Below are 18,916 nucleotides of genomic sequence, written 5' to 3' on the forward strand. Positions count from 1 at the left end.
GAGGGTATGATGACCGAACTGACCACCGCATATATGACTGAAAACTGCGAACGTCACATACCGAATCCGGCGATCCCGAAGTGGAGCCAAAGCTATTATTTCAATTTCTACGATCGCAAGGCGAAGCTGGGCGGGTTCATCCGCTTCGGCTTCATGGAGAATATGGCTGAAACCAACGGTTTTGCTATATTCTTCAAAGATGGAAAGCCGCTTTTCACTCGGCTGAACATGCACCTCCCTTATACGAGTGATCGTCCCGAGGGCGGAGTGACCGTTGCGGGTGTGCGGCTGGAAGCCGTCCAGCCTCTCCAGGCCTGCCGGATCACGATAGACACCGAGGATTTCGGCGTCGACCTGTTGTGGGATCAGCGCTTCGCGATGGGCGATAGCATCGTGCCGAGCGAGGGCAGCGACGATGCGATCGCCCGCGAGCTGGCCTTTATCCACTTGGAGGGCCCCTGCGACGTGACCGGCACAGTTCGTGTGCGCGGCGGCGATATCATCGAGATCAATGATGCGGGTTTCCGCGACATCAGTTGCGGTCCGCGTAACTGGGCAGGCGTACAGCATTATCGCCTGGCTTGGCCGATCTTCGACAATGGCATGTCCTGCGTCGCTGTCCATGCCATCACCGAACATGGCGACAGCTATCAGAAGATCCTGCACGACGGCGAACGCTGGCATCATATCGGCAAGGTCGAGGAAGTTATCGAGTATGAGGCCGACGAGATGGGCTTCCGGCATGTCCATTGGAAAGTATGGGACGAGGACGATCGTCTGTGGGAATTTACGGCCCAGCCGCTGTTTCGCTGGCAATTCCCCTTCGACAACTTCGTGATGGTCGAACAGATGATGGAATACCGGCTGAGTGACGGGACCATTGGCTACGGGATGGGGGAGGGCGGTTTCCGTTTCCCCTGGGAAGGCAATGGCAACTGACATGAGCGACATTCTCCACTCCCCCGTCGTGGACGGCATCGACATCTGGAACCGCGACGACATGGAACCGCGTATCCGGGAGATTCTCGACCGGACGGTGCGCGATCGCGCGAAAGGACCCTATGCCGCGAAGACGGATGAAGAAGTGATTGCCATGCTCACACGCTACTTCACGGCCGAGGGACTGGAGGCGGTCGCCATCTCCGACGTGTTCCGCCTGGCTGGGGGGGCCTCGAAGGAGCAATTTGCTTTCACCTTGCGTCACGGCGAGGATGAGACGGGCGAACGCCTTGTCCTGCGCATGGACCCGCTGGAGGCGATCTCGCAGACCTGCCGCGGCCGCGAGGCGCAAATCCACCAGGCATTCGTCGATATATTGCCGGTTGCGTCAGTACGCAGCGTTGATGCCGACGGAGAGATATTGGGCCAGCCCGCGATCATCCTGGGCTTTGTGCTCGGCGTCACCGAACCCACGCAGGGCACTGGCCATGGCTTTTCTGGCATCGGAACACGCTATGACGATTGGTCGGCGAAACTGACACCCCAGTTTATCGACGCACTGGCGCAGGTGCACCGCTTCGACTGGCGGGCGGCTGACCTTTCCTTCTATGCCGCGCCTCAACCCGGCACGCGGCAGGCGGCGATCTGGCAGGTCAACTGGTGGTCACAGGTCTGGTGGGATGGCGTGGTTCAGCCTGTGGCGTTGCTGACCTACGTCGAACGCTGGCTGCGCGAGAATGCGCCGGTGTGCGAACATCCCGTGATGACACATAGCGATCTGCGGCTGGGCAATTTCATGTTCGAGGAACCGAGCGGAAAGTTCACCGCTGTCCTCGACTGGGAGCTCGCCCACATCGGCGATTTCCATGAAGATATCGCCTGGGCCATTCAGCGGCTGTTCGGGACATGGACGGAGGATGGCGACTTCCTTGTCTGCGGCCTCATTCCGCGCGGGGACTTTTTTCGCGCCTATGAGGACGCTTCCGGCAATCGCATCGATCCGGTGAAGCTGCGCTATTATGAGGTGCTGAACGCTTACAAGTGCGCGGTCATCGACCTCGGCCAAGCGATGCGCGCCGCGACGCAGAGCAACAACCACCAGGATATCATCCTGACATGGCTCGGCTCGGCCGGGGCTGTCTTCCTCGAGCAACTCGTCACGCTGATCAGGGAGGCTTGATCCATGCTACCCAATATCGACCTGCGCATCGCCAACATGATCAAGGCACTGGAACAGGTGATCCTGCCTGCGTTGCCTCGCGAACAGCGGCAGGCGCGGGATCAGGCGATGCTGGTGGCCGGTCACCTGGGGATGATAGGCGAGCAGTGGAAATCCGCGCTGCGCTACGAACAGGTGAGCCTCGACGATCTGGCCGGGCTGGCCCGCCAACTTCTGCCCGATGCTCCTGAATTGCTCGGACCCCGGCTCGAGAGCGCGCTGGCTGCTGCGGAGGCGTGTGACCGCGTCAATATCGCTGCGCTCGAACAGGCCAATATCGATCTCGGAAACGCCGTCGATGCGGTCATTTTGGGGGGCGAGGATCATGCACCGCTCAGCCAGGCGGCGTCCGATGCGGTGCTCGCTTATGGGCTGCGCCACGCACGGCGTGAGCGGACGTGGTTCAAAGCAAATCACCTCGATCCCGATCGCGACGAGCTGCCCGCCATTGCGGAGATTTTCGCAGGGGCGGACTGACGCCTGCGGCCGGGAAAAATGAAATAAGGAGAGGAACCCAGAGATGCCGGAAATCACGAAAGAATTTGCCGCCTTACCTCTCGAGCATGCTTATCGTCACAAGCTGGCGGACGATGGTCGGGAATCGGCGACGCACCAGTTCGTACTGCCGCAATATGGCATCGCCGGCTTCTACTATCCCACTGTACGCGCCAACGGCCATGCCAAGGGGCGTCTTCACCTGTTCGGCCCCGCCTTCGAGGCGCCGATCGAGGAAGAGGTGGAGCTGATGGTGCCACCGGACATGGACTTTGACGACTGGCGTTTCGGTCCGCTGCTCATGGCAGTGCGCGAGCCGTTCAAGACGATAGACCTGGGTTGGGTCGGGGACCGTATTCAGTTCGAAGGCCAGTGGAAGGCGATCCATCCCCCCTATGCGTTCAGTTCGCACCCCAAGGGCAACCCGCCCTACTACGGTGATGATCGCACCGAACAGCATGGCATCATTCAGGGCAATTTGCGCGTCGATGGGCGCGACTATCCACTCAACGACTTCATGATCCGGGACCATAGTTGGGGGCCGCGTGTCTGGGGGCTTAACCAGCACTACAAGTGGATTCATGCGACGACGCCGAGCGTGTCAGTCCATTTTTTCGAGATGATGTCCTTCGGCAAGGTTGAGACGCGGGGATATCTCTACAAGGACGGTGTTATGCGCCATGTGGCGAGCGTCGATTACGACATCGATTTCGATGCCGATATGATGCACGATCGCTTCCGCGTGACCGTTACGGATACGGACGGGCGATCGGTCTTCGTCGATTGCAAGGCATTCGCAAAGTATCAGTTGGATCTCGACCCGGTCGTGCTGCTGAACGAGTCCGTCGTCATCGTGACAATTGATGGCGAGGAAGGCACCGGCTGGTGCGAGTTCTGCTGGAATCGCGACTATCTGAAATTCGCGACACCCTATGTCCAGCGCTTTGCATGGTGAAGGAGAACGCCACCATGCGGACGCCGCTCGCAGCCCGCGATGACGTTGACATCTGGGACCGCTCCGAAATGGAGCCGCGGATCCGCCACGTACTGGAACGTACCGTTCGCCTCCGTGACACCGGCCCCTATCGGCCGAAATCCGATGTCCAGGTCACGGCCATGCTGGAAGGGTTTTTTGCTGCGAAGAACCTGAGAGGCGTTGCCGTCACCGACGTCGAGCGCATGTCCGGAGGCGCGTCGAAAGAGCAGTTCGCCTTTACCCTCAAGCATCGGGGCGACCGCACAGGTGAGCGACTGGTTCTGCGCATGGACCCGTTGGAGGCGATCGCCCAGACCTGTCGCGGTCGGGAGGGCGAGATCCAGATGGTCATGGGCGAGCATATGCCGGTGGCATCCGTGCGCTGGTTCGATGCCGATGGAGACCTGTTGGGACAGCCTGCGGTGATCCTTGGTTTTGTCGGCGGAGTGACCCAACCCAGCGAGGGCGGTAGCGCCGGCGTGTCGGGCATGGGCGGTCGGTTGGGCGCGCTCATTGATCGGCTCGCGCCCCAATATGTCGATGCGCTGGCGACGACCCACCGGTTCGACTGGGCAAGCGCGAACCTGCGCTATTTCGACGCACCGCGCCCCAACAGTAACCAGGCGGCGATCTGGCAGGTCAACTGGTGGTCGCAGGTATGGTGGGATTGCCTGGTGGAGCCGGTGCCCGTCGTAACGCTGGCGGAGCGCTGGCTGCGTGAAAATGCACCCCCCTGCGATTCCCCGATGCTGGTCCATGGCGATCTGCGCATGGGCAACTTCCTGTTCGAGGAGCCGAGCGGACGGTTCACAGCCGTGCTGGACTGGGAACTGGCTCATATCGGTGACTTTCACGAGGATATCGCCTGGACCATGCAGAAGCTGTTCGGCGCCTGGGGAGATGACGGTGTCTTTCTGGTCAGTGGTCTGCTGCCGCGCGAAGATTTCATTACCCAGTATGAGGCAGCGTCCGGCAATGTCATCGATCCGACCAGGCTTCGCTACTACGAGGTACTCAACGCCTACAAATGCGCGGTCATGGACCTGGGACAGGCGATGCGGGCGGCTGCCGCCAGCAATAATCATCAGGAAGTGGTGCTGACCTGGCTGGGATCGGCTGGCGCTGTCTTCCTTCACCACATCGTCCAGCTGATCAGGAAGGACTGAGCCATGCTGCCAAGCATTGACCTGCGCATTGCCAACATCGTCAAGTCACTGGAACAGGTGGTCCTGCCGGCGCTCGGCCCGCGCGAACGGCTTGCGAAGGATCAGATCGGCCTTTGTATCGGCCATCTGCGTATGATTGGCGAGCAATGGCGCTGGGCGGCCGCATTCGAAGGGGGATCGTTCGATGCCATGGTGGCGCTGGCAGAGGCGATGCGGCCCTCGGTCGACCCTTTTTATGTGGAGGAACTGGGCGCGGCGATCGAGGCGGGGAAGGCGGTCGACAAGCGGGATTTGGCCGCGGTCGAGCATGGTATCCTGGTCCTTGGCGGCCTGATCGACCGGATTATCCTCGGCGAAGACGGCAAGGTCGAATTGGCGCCCGCCGCACGAGACGCTGTGCTGGCTTATGGTGCGGCACAATCGATACGTGAGCGGACATGGTTCGCGGCTACCGGCCTGGACCCGGACGGGCAGGATTTGCCCGACATCCCTGCGATGATGGCATCATGAAACACGAGAATCCTGTCCTGCCTGAGCATGATCCCGCCGGACCTTTGGCGAAGATGGTGGCTGAGACACGCTATCAGGACATTCCCGCACCGGTGATCGATCTTGCCAAGCGTGCGATCCTCGATACGCTGGCGGTCACTGTGGCGGGTTCCGGTTGGGAAGTCAGCCCCGCCATTGCCGATCAGGTCGCCGAGTGGGGCGGCGCGCCGCAAGCCACCGTCCTGATACACGGGCACCAGGTACCCGCTCCCATGGCTGCTTTTGGCAATGGCGTAATGGCGCGCGCGATCGATATGGGCGATGTGCATGAAACCGGCGGTCATGTGACGGAATGGAATGTGCCCGCCATGCTGTCGGTGCTGGGCATTGCAGACGGGCCGGTCAGCGGAAAGGACTTTGTAACCGCCTATGTCACAGGCGCTGAAGTCGGCGTGCGCGCCAGCGCAGCGCTGAACCTTGTGCGCTACCACACGACATGGGGCATGCCCGGCGAATGGAACGGGCCGCTCTGCGCGACCGCTTCGGTGGCGCGTATCCTGGGCCTGGATGCCGACGAAACATGGAATGCGTTAGGTATGGCCTATACCGTCCATGGCATGTCGGAATATAACAAATATTCTGAAGGTACGCAGATGGCGCGCGTGCAGCACAGCTTTGCCGGGGATACGGCGGTAAAGGCGGTACTGCTGACCCGCCAAGGTGTGACGGCGCCGCGCGGCATATTCCAGGGTGTGCCGAGTGGCATATTGCGGCATGTCGCGTGGGACGATGTGCGGCCCGAATTGCTGACCGAGGATCTGGGGACCCGCTGGCAGTTGGCCGAAGGGCTGTCGATGAAGCCCTATTCCGCGTGCAAATTTACCCACAGCTTCATAGCCAGCACGGTTGCTATCATGCAAGGCGAGGGACTGGACTGGCGCGATATCGATCGCATCGACTGCGTCGGCAGTACGAGCGCACGCATGACATTCGAGCCGGCGGCGGTGAAACGGAACCCGCGCTCCGTGCCGGAGGCAATGTTCAGCGCACCTTATACGATTGCCGCTGCCGCGATGACCGGTGGCTTCTTCCTTGAGGATCTGCACCCCGACCGGATCATGAATGCGGAGCGGCGCGAACTGATGCGACGGGTGCATATCGTCGCCGATCCCGATCATGCCGATCAGTTCGAGGGCTTCACGGTCGCAATCACACTCTCCGACGGACGCCGTTTCACCCATGTCACCCCTTATGTGAAGGGACATACGCGCAATCCGATGACCTGGGACGATTTGGCGGGCAAGCTGCGCCGCTGCGCCCCTTTCGCCGCCGTCCAGCTACCAGCGGACAAGCTGGACATGCTTGTCGGGCTTTGCCGTGACATGGAACGGATCGATGACATGCGTCGCATCGTCGATTGCCTGACCCCCTCTCATCCCGCTTGAACCCGACCAGGAGAACATCATGAAAGCAGCCATTCTCAACAGCCTCGATGGCACCTTCCAGATCGAGGAGATCGAGATCGACGCGCCGCGCGGGCGGGAAGTTCTGGTCGAGGTCAAGGCATCGGGCCTGTGCCATTCGGACCTGCATTTCGCCGAGCAGGATTTCGGTGTCCCGCTGCCCGCCGTGCTGGGGCATGAACTGGCTGGGATCGTCCTCGCCATCGGTCCGGAGGTACGGGAATTCGCGGCTGGCGATCATGTCGTGGGGTCGTTGATCCAGTTTTGCGGCCATTGCCGCGCCTGTATCGGCGGCCGCACCTATCAATGCACCCATCCTGAAGAAACGCTCCGGGATGATCCTGACCATGCGCATCGACTGACTCGGGACGGAGATGGCGTCACGCAGGTGTTCGGAACCGGGGCCTTTGCCGAGCGGGCGCTGGTGCATGAGAACCAACTGGCTCTGGTACCCAAGGAACTACCCTTTGCGCAGGCATCGCTGCTGGGTTGCGGCACCATCACGGGCGCCGGCGCCGCCATCAACACCGCGGCCGTGCGTCCCGGCGACACGGTGGCGGTAATCGGCATCGGCGGTGTGGGCCTTAACGTCATATCCGGAGCGAAGCTGGCCGGGGCGTCACGGATTGTCGCCATCGACATGCAACCGAAGAAGGAAGAACTGGCGCGTCGCTTCGGTGCGACCGACTTCATCGATGCATCGGCCGCTGACAGCGTGGAGGCGGTGCGCATGTTGATCGAAGGCGGGGTCGACCATGCGTTTGAGGTGGTCGGCATCAAGGCCACATCGGAACAGGCGATCAAGATGGCGTGCAAGGGCGGCGGCGCCTATCTGATCGGCGTACATTCGCCAGCGAAGACAATCGATGTCAATGTGACGATTGATTTACTGACCAATCAGGTCGATCTGCGCGGCGTGTACATGGGATCATCGAACATCAAGCACGACATCCCCATGTACGCTCAGCTTTACCTACAGGGAAAGCTCAACCTGGACGATCTCATCTCACGCGAAATCAACATCTCTGAGATCAATGATGCTTACAAGCAACTCAAGGAAGGCGCTATCGCCCGGAGCGTGATCACATCCTTCTAGGATCGCATTGATCTGGCATGTGCCATTGGACTGATAGCGAAAGGGGGCGCGGACTGCGCCGCCTTTCACACGAGGTTGCTGGTCAAGACGGAACGGCTTCCGGCCTAATGGGGAGGCCATGAACACTAAGCACGAAAGCTGATTCTCCAAACCCTGTGACGATTGGCGTCCTGCCGGTAGTCAGATCAACGCGTCGGTGATCCGATTCCGCTCAGCAGCGCTGAAACCATGGTGGGCGAGATAGCCGCTGACCGATCCAAACCGGTCGTCGAGGGTCGCGAAGAGGCACTCGAGATAGGCGGGCTCGGTGCCAAGTATGACGTCCCTGCACTCGGGCGGAAGGTCGGCATAGAGGTGCAACTTGGCATCGGAAAGCATATTCTTGAAATGCATGTCGCCGTTGAGCTCGGAACTGCTGCGAACATAGTCGTCGACAATGGTTGCGCGTTGGACGCCCAGGAAATCGAGGAGCAGCGCGGATGCCGCGCCGGTGCGATCCTTGCCGGCCGAGCAATGGATAAGGATCGGCAAATTCCCATCCGAAATGGCACGGAACATTGCGATGAACTCGGGCGCATATGCATCGAGCATCAGACCGTAGAAGGTTGAGAATCCCGCGGCCCAGGCGGCGGCCGTCTTTTCCGATTCTGCGAAGATGCGATTGAAGATGAAGTCGGTGTCGGACTTTGGAGATAGATAGTCGCCAGCCGTCCTGAGGACAGCAGGTGTCGGTTGCGCTATCCGTTCACGTTCCGAGCGAAGGTCGATGATGCTTTTCAGACTCATATGACGCACCGACTCCAGGTCGCCATCGGTCAGATGAGAGAGTTGGCTTGACCTGTAGACTTTGCCCGTCCGGATGGTGCCGTCCCGCGCAGCGTGGCCACCTAGATCGCGGAAATTCGGAGCACCTACCAGCATCTCATGTTCTCTCCTGCAAACCACGATTTTGCAGGAGAGGCTAGGGTATCAACCTTGGTATTCCCTAATTCAAATTACGAAAAGCGATTGGAAATTCTGCAGGTTCTGTTGGCTCGTCGCCAGCGCGGATATCGAACGCGAGAAGAATATGGTCCAGCGTTCCCGTATAGAATGTAAGGCCGGAATACGTGCTGATCGACCCGCCAGCGTGCACAGGCTGTCCAATGCGTCGATTCGCTGCGGTAGCCCACATTGCCGGAGGGTTAAGAGCGCGCGTTGCTCGCCCTGCTCTCCCATGCTTTAGAGAACTCTATGAAGATGCGCGAACTTGAGCAACGGACCGGGGTCCATAGGGAGGTGATTCGCGTCTATTTGCGAGACGGGTTGATCCCCGAGCCCGCGCGACCTCGCCGGACAATTGCGATCTATGGCGAGGAGCATGTCCAGGCCATCGCGGCTATACGCCGCCTTCAGCGAGAAAATCGCCTCACCCTTTCCCAGATTCGTGCGCTTATGGACGGCGAGGCGGCCGAGGCTCGGCTTGATGCCGCGGCATTCGATCAGCTCGAGCAATTAGTTGATCACCGCACGGGTGGGGATGGGCAACCGGTGCTGATCACCACGCTGGAGCGGGAGTATCCGCAAGCGCTGGAGGATGCCCATATCCTTGCCAGGATCGGTATATTGGAGATTATTGAGACATCGGATGGTGAAGCACTTTCCATCTCCGCGGTGCATCTCGTCCGTATCTGGGGCCAGATGCGTAAGGCCGGCTTCGACCAGCGACTGACTTACTCACCTGATATATTGGGCTTCTACACAAAGGCTGCGGAGTTTGTCGGCAACTGGGAGGCCCAAACGTTCTTCGAGCGGACGAACGAGCGTGTCACAACGCGCGAAGCGGCGGATCTTATCGAGCAGGCCTTGCCTCTTATGCTCGATTTCTTTGGATTGCTTCGACAGCGTGCATTTTTCCGGCATCTGGAGAAACTGCATGCGGGCGGCAGCGATCGGCCGCCGCCCGACGAACTCCCGGCTACATCGTGAGAATGGCCTTTACGCACCGGCCGGCATGCTGATCGGCGATGGCTTCGTTGATCTGATCCAGGCGATATGAGCTGATCATGCGATCGATCGGAAACTTGCCTGCCAGGAAAAGGTCGACAAGCTGCGGAAGAAAGGTCTGGGGATCGGCGTTTCCTTCGGTGACGCCGCTGATTTGAATGCCCAGCGAGAGCATCTGCAGGATATTGAGCGAAACTGCAGCATCGGCAGACCTGGGTACGCCAACCGTCGCCAGCCTGCCACGCACGGCCAGAGCACCAACGGCGGCTTCGATGACCGGGGCTATGCCGGAGGTGTCGAGTACGTTCTCGACGCCGGCTGGCACAATAGCACGAACCTGCTCTGCGAGTTCCCCTGCGGCTGGATCGATCACGTGGGTGGCGCCGAGATCGATAGCCATTGCGCGGCGGGAGGGAAGAGGGTCAGACACCAGGATCATATCCGCCCCTCTTACCACTCCTGCCATCACCGCGCTTAGTCCGACGGGACCGCCTCCAGTGACAAGCAGGCTTTCACCCTGCTTCAGTTGCAAGGCGTGGAAAACGGCACCGGCGCCGGTCATGATACCGCAGCCAAGCGGGCCAAGGAGCTCGATCGGAGCATCCTTGGTCACTTTCACGGCGTTTTTGGCCGCTACAATGGCATGTGTCGCGAATGACGACTGGCCGAAGAAGTGACTGCTTACCTCACCATTTTGATCGTGCAGACATGAGGTTCCGTCCCGTCGCCGTCCGCTGAAATTCAATGGTGTGAACTCGCGGCAATAGGCCGGCTGCCCGGTGATGCATTGTGGGCATTGCCGACAGGCCGCGAATCCCAGCACGACGTGGTCGCCGACGCTGAGGCCTTGAACGTCTGCTCCGATCGCCTCTACGAGGCCGGCTCCTTCATGGCCAAGGACGGCCGGCAAGGGAACCGGCAGTATCTGATCGCGCACCGCGATATCGGTATGGCAGAGGCCGGTAGCGACTACGCGCACCAGTATTTCATCGGCTTGGATATCTAGCATATCGAGGGTCTCGACGCTGAAATCCGCACCTGCATTCCTGGAAACTGCCGCGCGTATCTGCATATGTCTCTCCCATTCAAACTCGGTTCCGCTATTCAGATTGCGGAGGGTGAATGCTCTGCAGCCGCTGATAAATACCTGATTATACGTATATTTATCTGAGGTGCGGTTAAATGGTCCGACCGCGCTATAAGATTGACGGTGATCAAAGTCCAGTGTTACGTCTGCGGCACACGCAACGCAGCGGGGCTTATTAAGCCGCTGGAGAGGATATATGCATGGCCACTAGGTTTGAACCCGACACCCGTCCCATGATTCCGGACGACATCGCCAGGATCGTGGTTTCACCCAAATCCTACACTAATGACGAGGTTGTCTATGGCGCCTTCAAGTGGCTCCGCGAGAATATGCCGCTCGGCGTCGCTGAAGTACCCGGCTACGATCCCCTGTGGATCGTGACCAAGCACGCGGACATCCGCGAAGTTGAAAAAAACGCGAAGCTGTTTCACAACGCCGATCACAATCCGGTGCTGAACGACCAGGCCTCCGATGCGTTTACGCGCGAGATCAACAACGGATCACTGCGGATCCTCTCGTCGCTGACTTATATGGATCCGCCCGAGCATGGCAGCTTCCGCTCCGTGACCTCGAACTGGTTTCTCCCCGGTAAGATCAGCAAGCTCGAGGACCAGGTGCGGGTTCTTGCACGACAGTCGGTCGAAAATTTGCTGAGCTTCGATGGCGAGTGCGACTTCGTGAAGGATTTTGCGCTGCACTATCCGTTGCGCGTGATCATGACGCTGTTCGGCGTTCCCCCCGAAGATGAACCCCGCATGCTGAAGCTGACGCAGGAGTTCTTCGGCGTCCATGATCCTGAGGAACAGCGCCCCGAAATTGCGGCTGATCCGGTTGTCGGTGCTAAAATGTGGGCTGCGACGCTGGAAGACTTTTACGGCTATTTCGACAAGCTCAGCGCGGCGCGCCGGGAGCAGCCCAACGACGATCTGCTCTCACTGATCGCGAACTCCCGCGTCAATGGCCTGCCGATCCCGCGGGCGGAGGCAAATGGCTATTATGTCGCCATCGCGACCGCAGGACACGATACGACCTCTTCGTCGACTGCAGGCGGCCTGCACGGCATGCTCCTATATCCCGAGAATTGGGACAAGGTGAAAGCCGACCCGGCGATGATACCCAAGCTTGTCGACGAAGCCATTCGCTGGACCGCGCCGGTCAAGCATTTCATGCGTAACGCGACCGAGGATACCGAGCTGCGCGGACAGACTATCCGCGCGATGGACCGTCTGATGATCTGCTACCCGTCCGGCTGTCGCGACGAGGAAGTGTTCGCAGACGCCGATCGATTCGACATAACGCGATCGCCCAACCAGCATATCGCCTTCGGTTTTGGTCCCCACATGTGTCTTGGCCAGCATCTCGCCAAGCTCGAGATGAGGGTGCTTTACGAAGAACTGCTTCCGCATCTTAAGTCTGTCGAACTGGCCGGTGAGCCGCGGCTGGTCGAAACCAACTTTGTGGGCGGTTACAAGAGCTTGCCGATCCGCTTCACCAAAAACTGACTTACGATATCCGACGAGGCGGTTCGTGCCCGCCCCGTCGGCAATAGCCAATAGACCGGTCAATCAAGCCCGGGAAACAAGCCTGTAAGATATGGGCGATCTTGAGGGAGGATAATGCTATGAGAGGAAGGAATCTATTTGTTGCCGGCTGTTCCATATTTGCGATGCAATCGCCGGCGATTGCCCAGACCGCGAGCGCAGAGCCGCAAGCGGAATCCGGAATCGGCGACATTATCGTGACCGCGCAGAAGCGAGAACAGGCGCTCAATGATGTCCCGTTGTCTATCACGGCGGCTTCAGGCGAGAAATTGCAGGACCAGGGTATCACCGACGTTGCCGATCTTGGGAAGATCGTGCCGGGTTTCAACTATACCGAGAGCGCCTTTGCGACGCCGGTTTACACCCTTCGTGGTATCGGCTTCTACGATACTTCGCTCGCCGCCAAGCCTACGGTCAGCATTTACCAGGATCAGGTCGCGATACCCTTTTCAATCATGACGCGCGGCGCGACGCTCGATCTGGAGCGCGTCGAGGTGCTCAAGGGACCGCAAGGCACGCTTTTCGGGTCAAACGCGACCGGTGGCGCGATCAACTATATCGCAGCCAAGCCAACGACGACTTCTAAGGCTGGCCTCGACGCGAGTATCGCCCGCTTTGGCGAGGTGACAGCCAGCGGTTTCGTGAGCGGCCCGATCAGCGACACTATCTCCGCGCGTGTGGCCGTCCGCACCGAGCAGGGCGGTGCATGGCAGCGCAGTTACACACGCGATGACAAGCTTGGCGATCGGAACTTCACGACCGGCCGTCTGCTCGTCGACTTCGAGCCTTCCGACGCGTTGCGCTTCGAGCTCAACCTCAATGGCTTCATCGACAAAAGTGATGGGCAGGCAGCCCAGCTCATAGGCGTGGTGCCGCTGGGCAACCCGGCGCGCGCGGGAGAGTTTTATAGCTACCCGATCGCGCCTCTCAATAACCGGGCGGCCGACTGGACACCGGGCCAGGATCCCAAACGCGACGACTGGTATTATCAGGCGTCCTTGCGTGGCGATCTCGATCTCAGCGACGACATCACTCTGACCTCGATCACAAGCTGGTCGAAATACGACATCGACGCGGATATCGATCCGGACGGCGTCGCCCTCCAGGGCTATTTCTACAACACGACCGGCCGTATCACCGCGCTTTCGCAAGAGCTTCGTCTGGGCGGGAAGACCGGCGACCTGAGCTGGATCATCGGTGGCAACTATTCCCGCGAAAAGACCTATCAGCATGACGAAGCAGCGTACCCCGATTCAACCTCGGCGTACCAGCTGGTCGATGCCGGCGTGGGCGTTCCGTTCTTTCGTTACTACCAATATTCCCAGCAGAAGTTCGTGAACAAAGCTGTTTTCGCCAATCTCGACTATGACATCGGCGAGTTCTTCACGCTGCATGGCGGCATCCGTTACACGAAGACCAATATCGACTTCGCGGGATGCACGGCCGATCGTGGTGACGCGCTGGGCGTGGGAATAGAAAATCTGCTGAACTTCATCAGGGGTGGCGCGGGTCTCAGCCCAATTGACATTCAACCTGACGCTTGCGTTACTATCGATGCTGCAACCTTGACCGCTGGTGAAGTTCGTCGATCGCTCGATGAAGACAATGTGTCCTGGCGGGCTGGTCTGGATTTCAAGCCGAACAGGGACATCCTGCTCTACGCGTCGGTGAGCAAAGGATACAAGTCGGGCAGTTTCCCGTTGCTCTCGGCGAGCGACGCCAACCAGTTCAATCCGGTCACTCAGGAATCGGTCACCGCCTACGAGTTGGGCGCAAAACTGACGTTGCTCGATCGAACCGCGCAAATCAATGGGGCTGTTTTCTATTACGATTATAGCGACAAACAGTTGAAGGGCCGGGTCGTTGCAAATCCCGACATTTTCGGTCCGCTTGAGGCGCTCGTCAACGTTCCCAAGTCACGTGTGCAGGGCGCCGAAATCCAACTCGATCTCGCGCCAACCGATGGCCTACGCTTTAGCATCGGCGGGACCTACCTCGACACCAAGATCAAGGGGAGCTTCGTCAACTATGACAGCTACGGGAACCAGGCCGATTTCGGCGGTTCTGCTTTCCCCTACACACCGAAGTACCAGATCGTCATAGACGGCCAGTATGATTGGGCTCTGAGTGATAATGTCGGCGCATTCATTGGCGCAAACATGAGTTTCCAGAGCGACACCAAGGCGGTTCTCGGCGATGCGAGGCAGACGCCCTCGCCGACGCTGACCGCGCAAGGCGGCCTGACGATCGCAGACTATACGCTGATCGATTTGCGTGCGGGTATCAACCTTGACGACAAACGCTACAAGATCAGCGCGTTCGTGCGAAACCTGACGAACGAGTATTACTGGTCGAACGCAACAAGGATCACCGACGCGACCGTCAGGTTCGCCGGACGGCCGCGCACTTTCGGAGTCAGCCTCTCGGCCCGCTTATAGACTCTCCCCTGGGTCGCGCTCACGAAAGGCGAGCGCGACCCTTTCTTTTTCTTTTCGGAGACCTGACATGAACACGCTTATGGCGATCGATCCACAATTGCATGGTGAACCTGGATTTGAGGTTAGGCTTCCCGATACGAGGATGCTGATCGGTGGGGAGCGGCAAGAAGCAGGCGCTGGAAAGCGGATCGAGATCGAAGATCCGGCGACGGGTAAGGTTTTTGCAAGTGTTCCGGCCGGGACGGCAGAGGATGTGGACAAGGCAGTCCGCCGCGCGCGGACAGCCTTCGAATCCCACTCTTGGTCGCGGATGCGTCCGCTTGACCGTGCCAAGATCATCGAGGCAATCGCCCGCAAGATCGAGGACAATGCAGGCGAACTCGCGCTCCTCGAAAGCTATGATAACGGCAAAACGGTCCATCACGCGATGGCGGTCGACGTCCCGGCCGCCGCCGACATCTTTCGCTACATGGCCGGCTGGGCTTCCAAGATTGGCGGGCAGGTGAACCCGATCTCCGGTGATGGGCGGCAGTATCACAGCTACTCGGTCCACGAACCGATCGGTGTCGTCGGACAGATCGTTCCGTGGAATTATCCTCTCGCCATGGCGGCCTGGAAGATTGCGCCAGCTCTGGCGGCCGGCTGCACCATTGTGCTCAAGCCGTCGGAAGTCACTCCGCTTACAGCACTGCGCCTTGCCGAACTGGCGCTCGAGGCAGGCCTGCCCGAAGGCGTTCTCAACGTCGTCACAGGCTATGGCCATGAGGCGGGACAGGCTCTGGTAGAGCATCCCGGTATCGACAAGATCGCTTTCACCGGTTCCACGCGCGTGGGCAAACAGATCGTGCAAACCGCTGCCAAGGATCTAAAGCGCGTGACGCTTGAACTGGGCGGTAAATCTCCCTCGCTGATCTTCGCGGACGCCGATCTGGAAAAAGCGAGCATTGGCGCCGCGCTCGCGATCTTTTTCAACTCAGGCCAGGTGTGTCTCGCCGCGTCCCGACTTTATGTCGAGCGCTCGGTCTATGATCGTGTGGTCGAAGGGGTGGTGCAAGCTGCGCGAAGCTTCAAACTGGGTCATGGCCGCGACCCGGACGCGATGCTTGGGCCTCTCGTCTCGCGGGCGCAGCAACAGCGCGTCCTCGACTATATCGAGCAGGGGCGATCAAGCGGCGCCGAAATCGTCACGGGCGGTGGAACAGGGGGCGAGGGCGGCTATTTCGTCGAGCCGACAATCTTCTCCAATCCAGGACCGGATTCCAGCATCGTGCGTGAGGAGATATTCGGACCGGTACTGGTCGCTACGCCATTCGATGATGTCGACGAAGCTGTCGCGGCCGCCAATGATACGCGCTACGGCCTTGCAGCGAACATCTGGACCCGCGATCTATCGCGCGCGCACCTGACCGCGCGTCGTCTTCAGGCGGGCACCGTCTGGATCAACACGCATGGGATGAATGATCCGTCCGCGCCGTTTGGCGGTGTCAAGGAATCGGGCTGGGGCCGCGAGGTCGGCGAAGAGGGTGTTCTGCACTACACCGAGACCAAGACGGTTACAGCCCTTCTCGCCGACTGAGGCAGGCAGACCCCGCCGACGGCCGACGGCCCTTATGGCAAGAACCGCATCGAGCATATATCTTGACGCGGTTCTTGCCATCAAACTCAAAGCGCGGTTGTAATGACGAAGCAGCAATTCCCGCGTGTCGGAAATTACGACTCAGTCGCGCAGTGCGATTCGCCAAGAGGCCGCAGATAGCGTAATTATCATGACATGTTCCGCCGTCACACGAACAATCAGGCTCGATGCGAGACGGAGTTGACGGAAGATCGTTAACAAGCTGCGGAATAAGGCTTGGCAGAGCCCGCCATTGGCCCCGGTTTCGCCGTTTTCTAGCCCACGGCGTCAGTCATTCTGGGAGGTGACCTTCCCGAAGCCGGTCGTTTTTGACCGGCCTTGGGCGCTGTAAGGCGCATGCCTAGGTCGCGGCCAGCAGTTTCGGCAGCCTGACGAGGTTGTAGGCGGCAGCGGTGAGCGTGAAGGACCATCCGACGCGATGTTGCCCACGGTTGTGGAGCGGCGTGCAAAATTGGCTCTGACTCAATTTTGATGCAATTATCTGCCTGAATGGCTTCGTTTTCCACGTTGGGAGCAACGCCATGCAGAAAGCACTACGACCTTCCTCGGTGATCCCACCGGGCTTTACCATCGTGGCCTCGTCAATCGCCGACGATGATGCAACGATTCTCGTTCGTAGCTCTTCGCCGACCAGCTATTGCCCAAAGTGCCGCAGCGTCAGTTGCCGCGTTCACAGCCGTTACCGGCGTCAGATCTCGGATTTGCCCTTGGCGGGCCGCGCCGTAAAACTGGTGGCCGATGTCCGCCGTTTCCGGTGCGACGCTGTGTCATGCGGGCAAAGGATCTTCGCGGAACGCTTCGCTGATGGGACTGTTGCTCCTTGGGCACGGCGCACGGGCCGACTGGAAACACTGGTTCATCACCTCGGTCTCGCGCTTGGAGGTCGGCCCGCAGCCAGCTTTGCGCGGCGGCTGATGCTCCCTGTCAGCAATGACACGCTGCTCCGCGTCGTAAGACGCCGGGGAACCCCACCGTCTCCGGCTCCGACGGTGATCGGCATCGATGACTGGGCCTGGCGGCGCAATCAAAGGTACGGCACGATCATCTGCGATCTCGAGCGGCGTCGGCCGATACGTCTGCTCCCGGACCGGGAACCAGCGACCGCCCAGGCATGGCTCGCAGAGCAGCCGCAGGTGGCGATAATTGCCCGCGATCGCGGCGGCGCTTATGCCCGCGCGGCGGCCAAGGCGCTGCCGAATGCTGTGCAGGTCGCCGACCGCTGGCATCTCATGGAAAACGCCAGCCATGCCTTCCTAGACGCGGTGCGCCGGTCGATGCGGCAGATCCGATGCGCGATCGGTGCGATGTCGATCAAGCCTGAGCTGCTCACGGCGGCCGAGCGGCTGCAATACGAAGGATATCTTCATCGCGAAGAGACCAATGCCGCGATCCTCGCGCTCTCCAGGGACGGTGTGGGGATCAAGGAGATCGTGCGCCGCACCGGCCACAGTCGCGGCACGGTGCGGCGGGTCCTGCGCGGCGAGCGCAGCGACGTGTTCAGGACGCGAGAAACATCCCTTGAGACCTATCTGCCATGGCTGGATCAGCAGTGGGCGGCGGGTCGCCACAATGGCGCAGCACTGTGGCGCTCATTGCAGGCACAGGGGTTCCGGGGATCGCTTCGCGTCGTCACAGAGTGGGCAACACGCCGAAGGCGAGCCGACAAGGTAGATGCCGACACGCTGCAGCGCGTGCCTTCAGCCAGAACCATAGCGCGGTTGATGACGATCGAGCGCAACGATCTCACCAAGGCGGAAACGCTCACCGTCGCCGCCGTTGAAACCGGCGTGCCATCGCTTGTCGAGGCACGGCAGATCATCGACGGGTTCCACCTTATGATCCGCCGGAAAGCGGGAGCCGATCTTGATCCATGGATAATCCGAGCACGCGCCAGCCTCGTCGCATCGTTTGCAAACGGCGTCGCCAGGGACATTGCCGCCGTTCGAGCCGCAGTGGTCTCCCGATGGTCGAACGGCCAGACTGAGGGGCAAATCACCAAGCTCAAGCTGGTCAAACGTCAGATGTACGGCCGCGGAAAACTCGACCTTCTCGAGGCCCGGCTGATCGGCGCAACTTGAGCACCGATCATCAAAACTGCGTCAGACCCCTTTTTGCACGCCGATCCACAGTGTTGGCGACAGCTATGACAATGCTTTGGCTGAGACGATCAATGGCCTTTACAAGGCCGAGGTGATCCATCGCAGGGGACCGTGGCGATCTTTTGAAGCTGTCGAATATGCCACGCTCGAATGGGTGGACTGGTTCAACAACAGGCGCTTGCTGAAGCCAATCGGCAATATCCAACCGCTGAAGCCGAAGCACAATATTATGCCATGCTGGACGACGTCTCCATGGCTGCGTAACTTATACCAACCTGCATTGATC

Annotated in this window: 15 protein-coding genes and 1 pseudogene; 14 read left to right on the top strand and 2 right to left on the bottom strand. The window is 59.8% G+C overall.

The window, feature by feature from the left end:
• Positions 1-9 precede the first annotated feature (9 nt).
• Genes A7Q26_RS03690 through A7Q26_RS03725 form a run of 8 tightly spaced genes read left to right on the top strand, consistent with a single transcriptional unit; the run spans position 10 to position 7,843 of the window.
• Complete coding sequence (locus A7Q26_RS03690; RefSeq protein WP_157102443.1) at positions 10-939, top strand: DUF7064 domain-containing protein; 930 nt, start codon at positions 10-12, stop codon at positions 937-939.
• A 1-nt stretch (position 940) separates the two neighbouring features.
• Entirely contained in the window at positions 941-2,119 is a 1,179-nt protein-coding gene (locus A7Q26_RS03695) for a phosphotransferase family protein (protein ID WP_066856661.1), read from the top strand.
• A gap of 3 nt (positions 2,120-2,122) precedes the next feature.
• Positions 2,123-2,635 carry a hypothetical protein gene (locus A7Q26_RS03700; RefSeq protein ID WP_066856665.1) on the top strand — a complete coding sequence of 171 codons (513 nt, stop codon included), beginning with the start codon at positions 2,123-2,125 and terminating at the stop codon, positions 2,633-2,635.
• A 43-nt stretch (positions 2,636-2,678) separates the two neighbouring features.
• A complete protein-coding gene (locus A7Q26_RS03705) occupies positions 2,679-3,608 on the top strand; it encodes a DUF7064 domain-containing protein (RefSeq protein ID WP_066856668.1) in 930 nt (309 codons plus the stop codon).
• Positions 3,609-3,622: 14 nt separating this feature from the next.
• Positions 3,623-4,795, top strand: a complete 1,173-nt coding sequence (locus tag A7Q26_RS03710; protein WP_232313666.1) for a phosphotransferase family protein — start codon at positions 3,623-3,625, stop codon at positions 4,793-4,795.
• A gap of 3 nt (positions 4,796-4,798) precedes the next feature.
• On the top strand, positions 4,799-5,305 hold the full coding sequence (locus A7Q26_RS03715; protein WP_062063661.1) for a hypothetical protein: 507 nt from the start codon (positions 4,799-4,801) through the stop codon (positions 5,303-5,305).
• Positions 5,302-6,729 (top strand): MmgE/PrpD family protein, encoded by a 1,428-nt coding sequence (locus tag A7Q26_RS03720; RefSeq protein WP_066856674.1) that lies wholly within the window; start codon positions 5,302-5,304, stop codon positions 6,727-6,729. Before A7Q26_RS03715 ends, A7Q26_RS03720 begins: the two co-directional genes overlap by 4 nt.
• Positions 6,730-6,748: 19 nt before the next feature.
• Positions 6,749-7,843, top strand: coding sequence for a Zn-dependent alcohol dehydrogenase (locus A7Q26_RS03725; RefSeq protein WP_066856677.1), 1,095 nt, complete (start codon positions 6,749-6,751; stop codon positions 7,841-7,843).
• Positions 7,844-8,023: 180 nt separating this feature from the next.
• Here the strand turns inward: A7Q26_RS03725 and A7Q26_RS03730 are convergent, their stop codons facing one another.
• On the bottom strand, positions 8,024-8,764 hold the full coding sequence (locus A7Q26_RS03730) for a tyrosine-protein phosphatase (protein ID WP_066856680.1): 741 nt from the start codon (positions 8,762-8,764) through the stop codon (positions 8,024-8,026).
• 276 nt (positions 8,765-9,040) lie between these two features.
• On the opposite strand from A7Q26_RS03730, the gene A7Q26_RS03735 reads away from it, so the two are divergent.
• Positions 9,041-9,811: a MerR family transcriptional regulator gene (locus tag A7Q26_RS03735; RefSeq protein WP_232313667.1), complete on the top strand. Its 771-nt coding sequence runs from the start codon at positions 9,041-9,043 to the stop codon at positions 9,809-9,811.
• Here the strand turns inward: A7Q26_RS03735 and A7Q26_RS03740 are convergent.
• The gene (locus A7Q26_RS03740) at positions 9,801-10,901 is read right to left on the bottom strand and encodes an NAD(P)-dependent alcohol dehydrogenase (protein WP_066856686.1); all 1,101 of its coding nucleotides are present in this window, start codon (positions 10,899-10,901) and stop codon (positions 9,801-9,803) included. The genes A7Q26_RS03735 and A7Q26_RS03740 overlap by 11 nt on opposite strands.
• Before the next feature lie 215 nt (positions 10,902-11,116).
• Between A7Q26_RS03740 and A7Q26_RS03745 the strand changes: the two genes are divergently transcribed.
• From A7Q26_RS03745 to A7Q26_RS24485, 5 genes and pseudogenes are all read left to right on the top strand, one after another.
• The gene (locus A7Q26_RS03745; RefSeq protein WP_066856689.1) at positions 11,117-12,418 is read left to right on the top strand and encodes a cytochrome P450; all 1,302 of its coding nucleotides are present in this window, start codon (positions 11,117-11,119) and stop codon (positions 12,416-12,418) included.
• 119 nt (positions 12,419-12,537) lie between these two features.
• Positions 12,538-14,895, top strand: a complete 2,358-nt coding sequence (locus A7Q26_RS03750; protein ID WP_066856692.1) for a TonB-dependent receptor — start codon at positions 12,538-12,540, stop codon at positions 14,893-14,895.
• Positions 14,896-14,962: 67 nt separating this feature from the next.
• Positions 14,963-16,471: an aldehyde dehydrogenase family protein gene (locus A7Q26_RS03755; RefSeq protein WP_232313668.1), complete on the top strand. Its 1,509-nt coding sequence runs from the start codon at positions 14,963-14,965 to the stop codon at positions 16,469-16,471.
• A 581-nt stretch (positions 16,472-17,052) separates the two neighbouring features.
• The gene (locus tag A7Q26_RS03760; RefSeq protein WP_066856696.1) at positions 17,053-18,609 is read left to right on the top strand and encodes an ISL3 family transposase; all 1,557 of its coding nucleotides are present in this window, start codon (positions 17,053-17,055) and stop codon (positions 18,607-18,609) included.
• A 43-nt stretch (positions 18,610-18,652) separates the two neighbouring features.
• A pseudogene (locus A7Q26_RS24485) lies at positions 18,653-18,894 on the top strand (integrase core domain-containing protein); the annotation flags it as partial.
• Positions 18,895-18,916 lie beyond the last annotated feature (22 nt).

Source organism: Sphingobium sp. TCM1 (assembly GCF_001650725.1).
Taxonomy (GTDB): Bacteria; Pseudomonadota; Alphaproteobacteria; order Sphingomonadales; family Sphingomonadaceae; genus Sphingobium.

Excerpts from the sequence above, each read along its gene's own strand:
- A7Q26_RS03690 (WP_157102443.1), top strand. The coding sequence starts at position 10 with ATGACCGAACTGACCACCGCATATATGACTGAAAACTGCGAACGTCAC.
- A7Q26_RS03695 (WP_066856661.1), top strand. The coding sequence starts at position 941 with ATGAGCGACATTCTCCACTCCCCCGTCGTGGACGGCATCGACATCTGG.
- A7Q26_RS03700 (WP_066856665.1), top strand. The coding sequence starts at position 2,123 with ATGCTACCCAATATCGACCTGCGCATCGCCAACATGATCAAGGCACTG.
- A7Q26_RS03705 (WP_066856668.1), top strand. The coding sequence starts at position 2,679 with ATGCCGGAAATCACGAAAGAATTTGCCGCCTTACCTCTCGAGCATGCT.
- A7Q26_RS03710 (WP_232313666.1), top strand. The coding sequence starts at position 3,623 with ATGCGGACGCCGCTCGCAGCCCGCGATGACGTTGACATCTGGGACCGC.
- A7Q26_RS03715 (WP_062063661.1), top strand. The coding sequence starts at position 4,799 with ATGCTGCCAAGCATTGACCTGCGCATTGCCAACATCGTCAAGTCACTG.
- A7Q26_RS03720 (WP_066856674.1), top strand. The coding sequence starts at position 5,302 with ATGAAACACGAGAATCCTGTCCTGCCTGAGCATGATCCCGCCGGACCT.
- A7Q26_RS03725 (WP_066856677.1), top strand. The coding sequence starts at position 6,749 with ATGAAAGCAGCCATTCTCAACAGCCTCGATGGCACCTTCCAGATCGAG.
- A7Q26_RS03730 (WP_066856680.1), bottom strand. The coding sequence starts at position 8,764 with ATGCTGGTAGGTGCTCCGAATTTCCGCGATCTAGGTGGCCACGCTGCG.
- A7Q26_RS03740 (WP_066856686.1), bottom strand. The coding sequence starts at position 10,901 with ATGCAGATACGCGCGGCAGTTTCCAGGAATGCAGGTGCGGATTTCAGC.
- A7Q26_RS03745 (WP_066856689.1), top strand. The coding sequence starts at position 11,117 with ATGGCCACTAGGTTTGAACCCGACACCCGTCCCATGATTCCGGACGAC.
- A7Q26_RS03750 (WP_066856692.1), top strand. The coding sequence starts at position 12,538 with ATGAGAGGAAGGAATCTATTTGTTGCCGGCTGTTCCATATTTGCGATG.
- A7Q26_RS03755 (WP_232313668.1), top strand. The coding sequence starts at position 14,963 with ATGAACACGCTTATGGCGATCGATCCACAATTGCATGGTGAACCTGGA.
- A7Q26_RS03760 (WP_066856696.1), top strand. The coding sequence starts at position 17,053 with ATGCAGAAAGCACTACGACCTTCCTCGGTGATCCCACCGGGCTTTACC.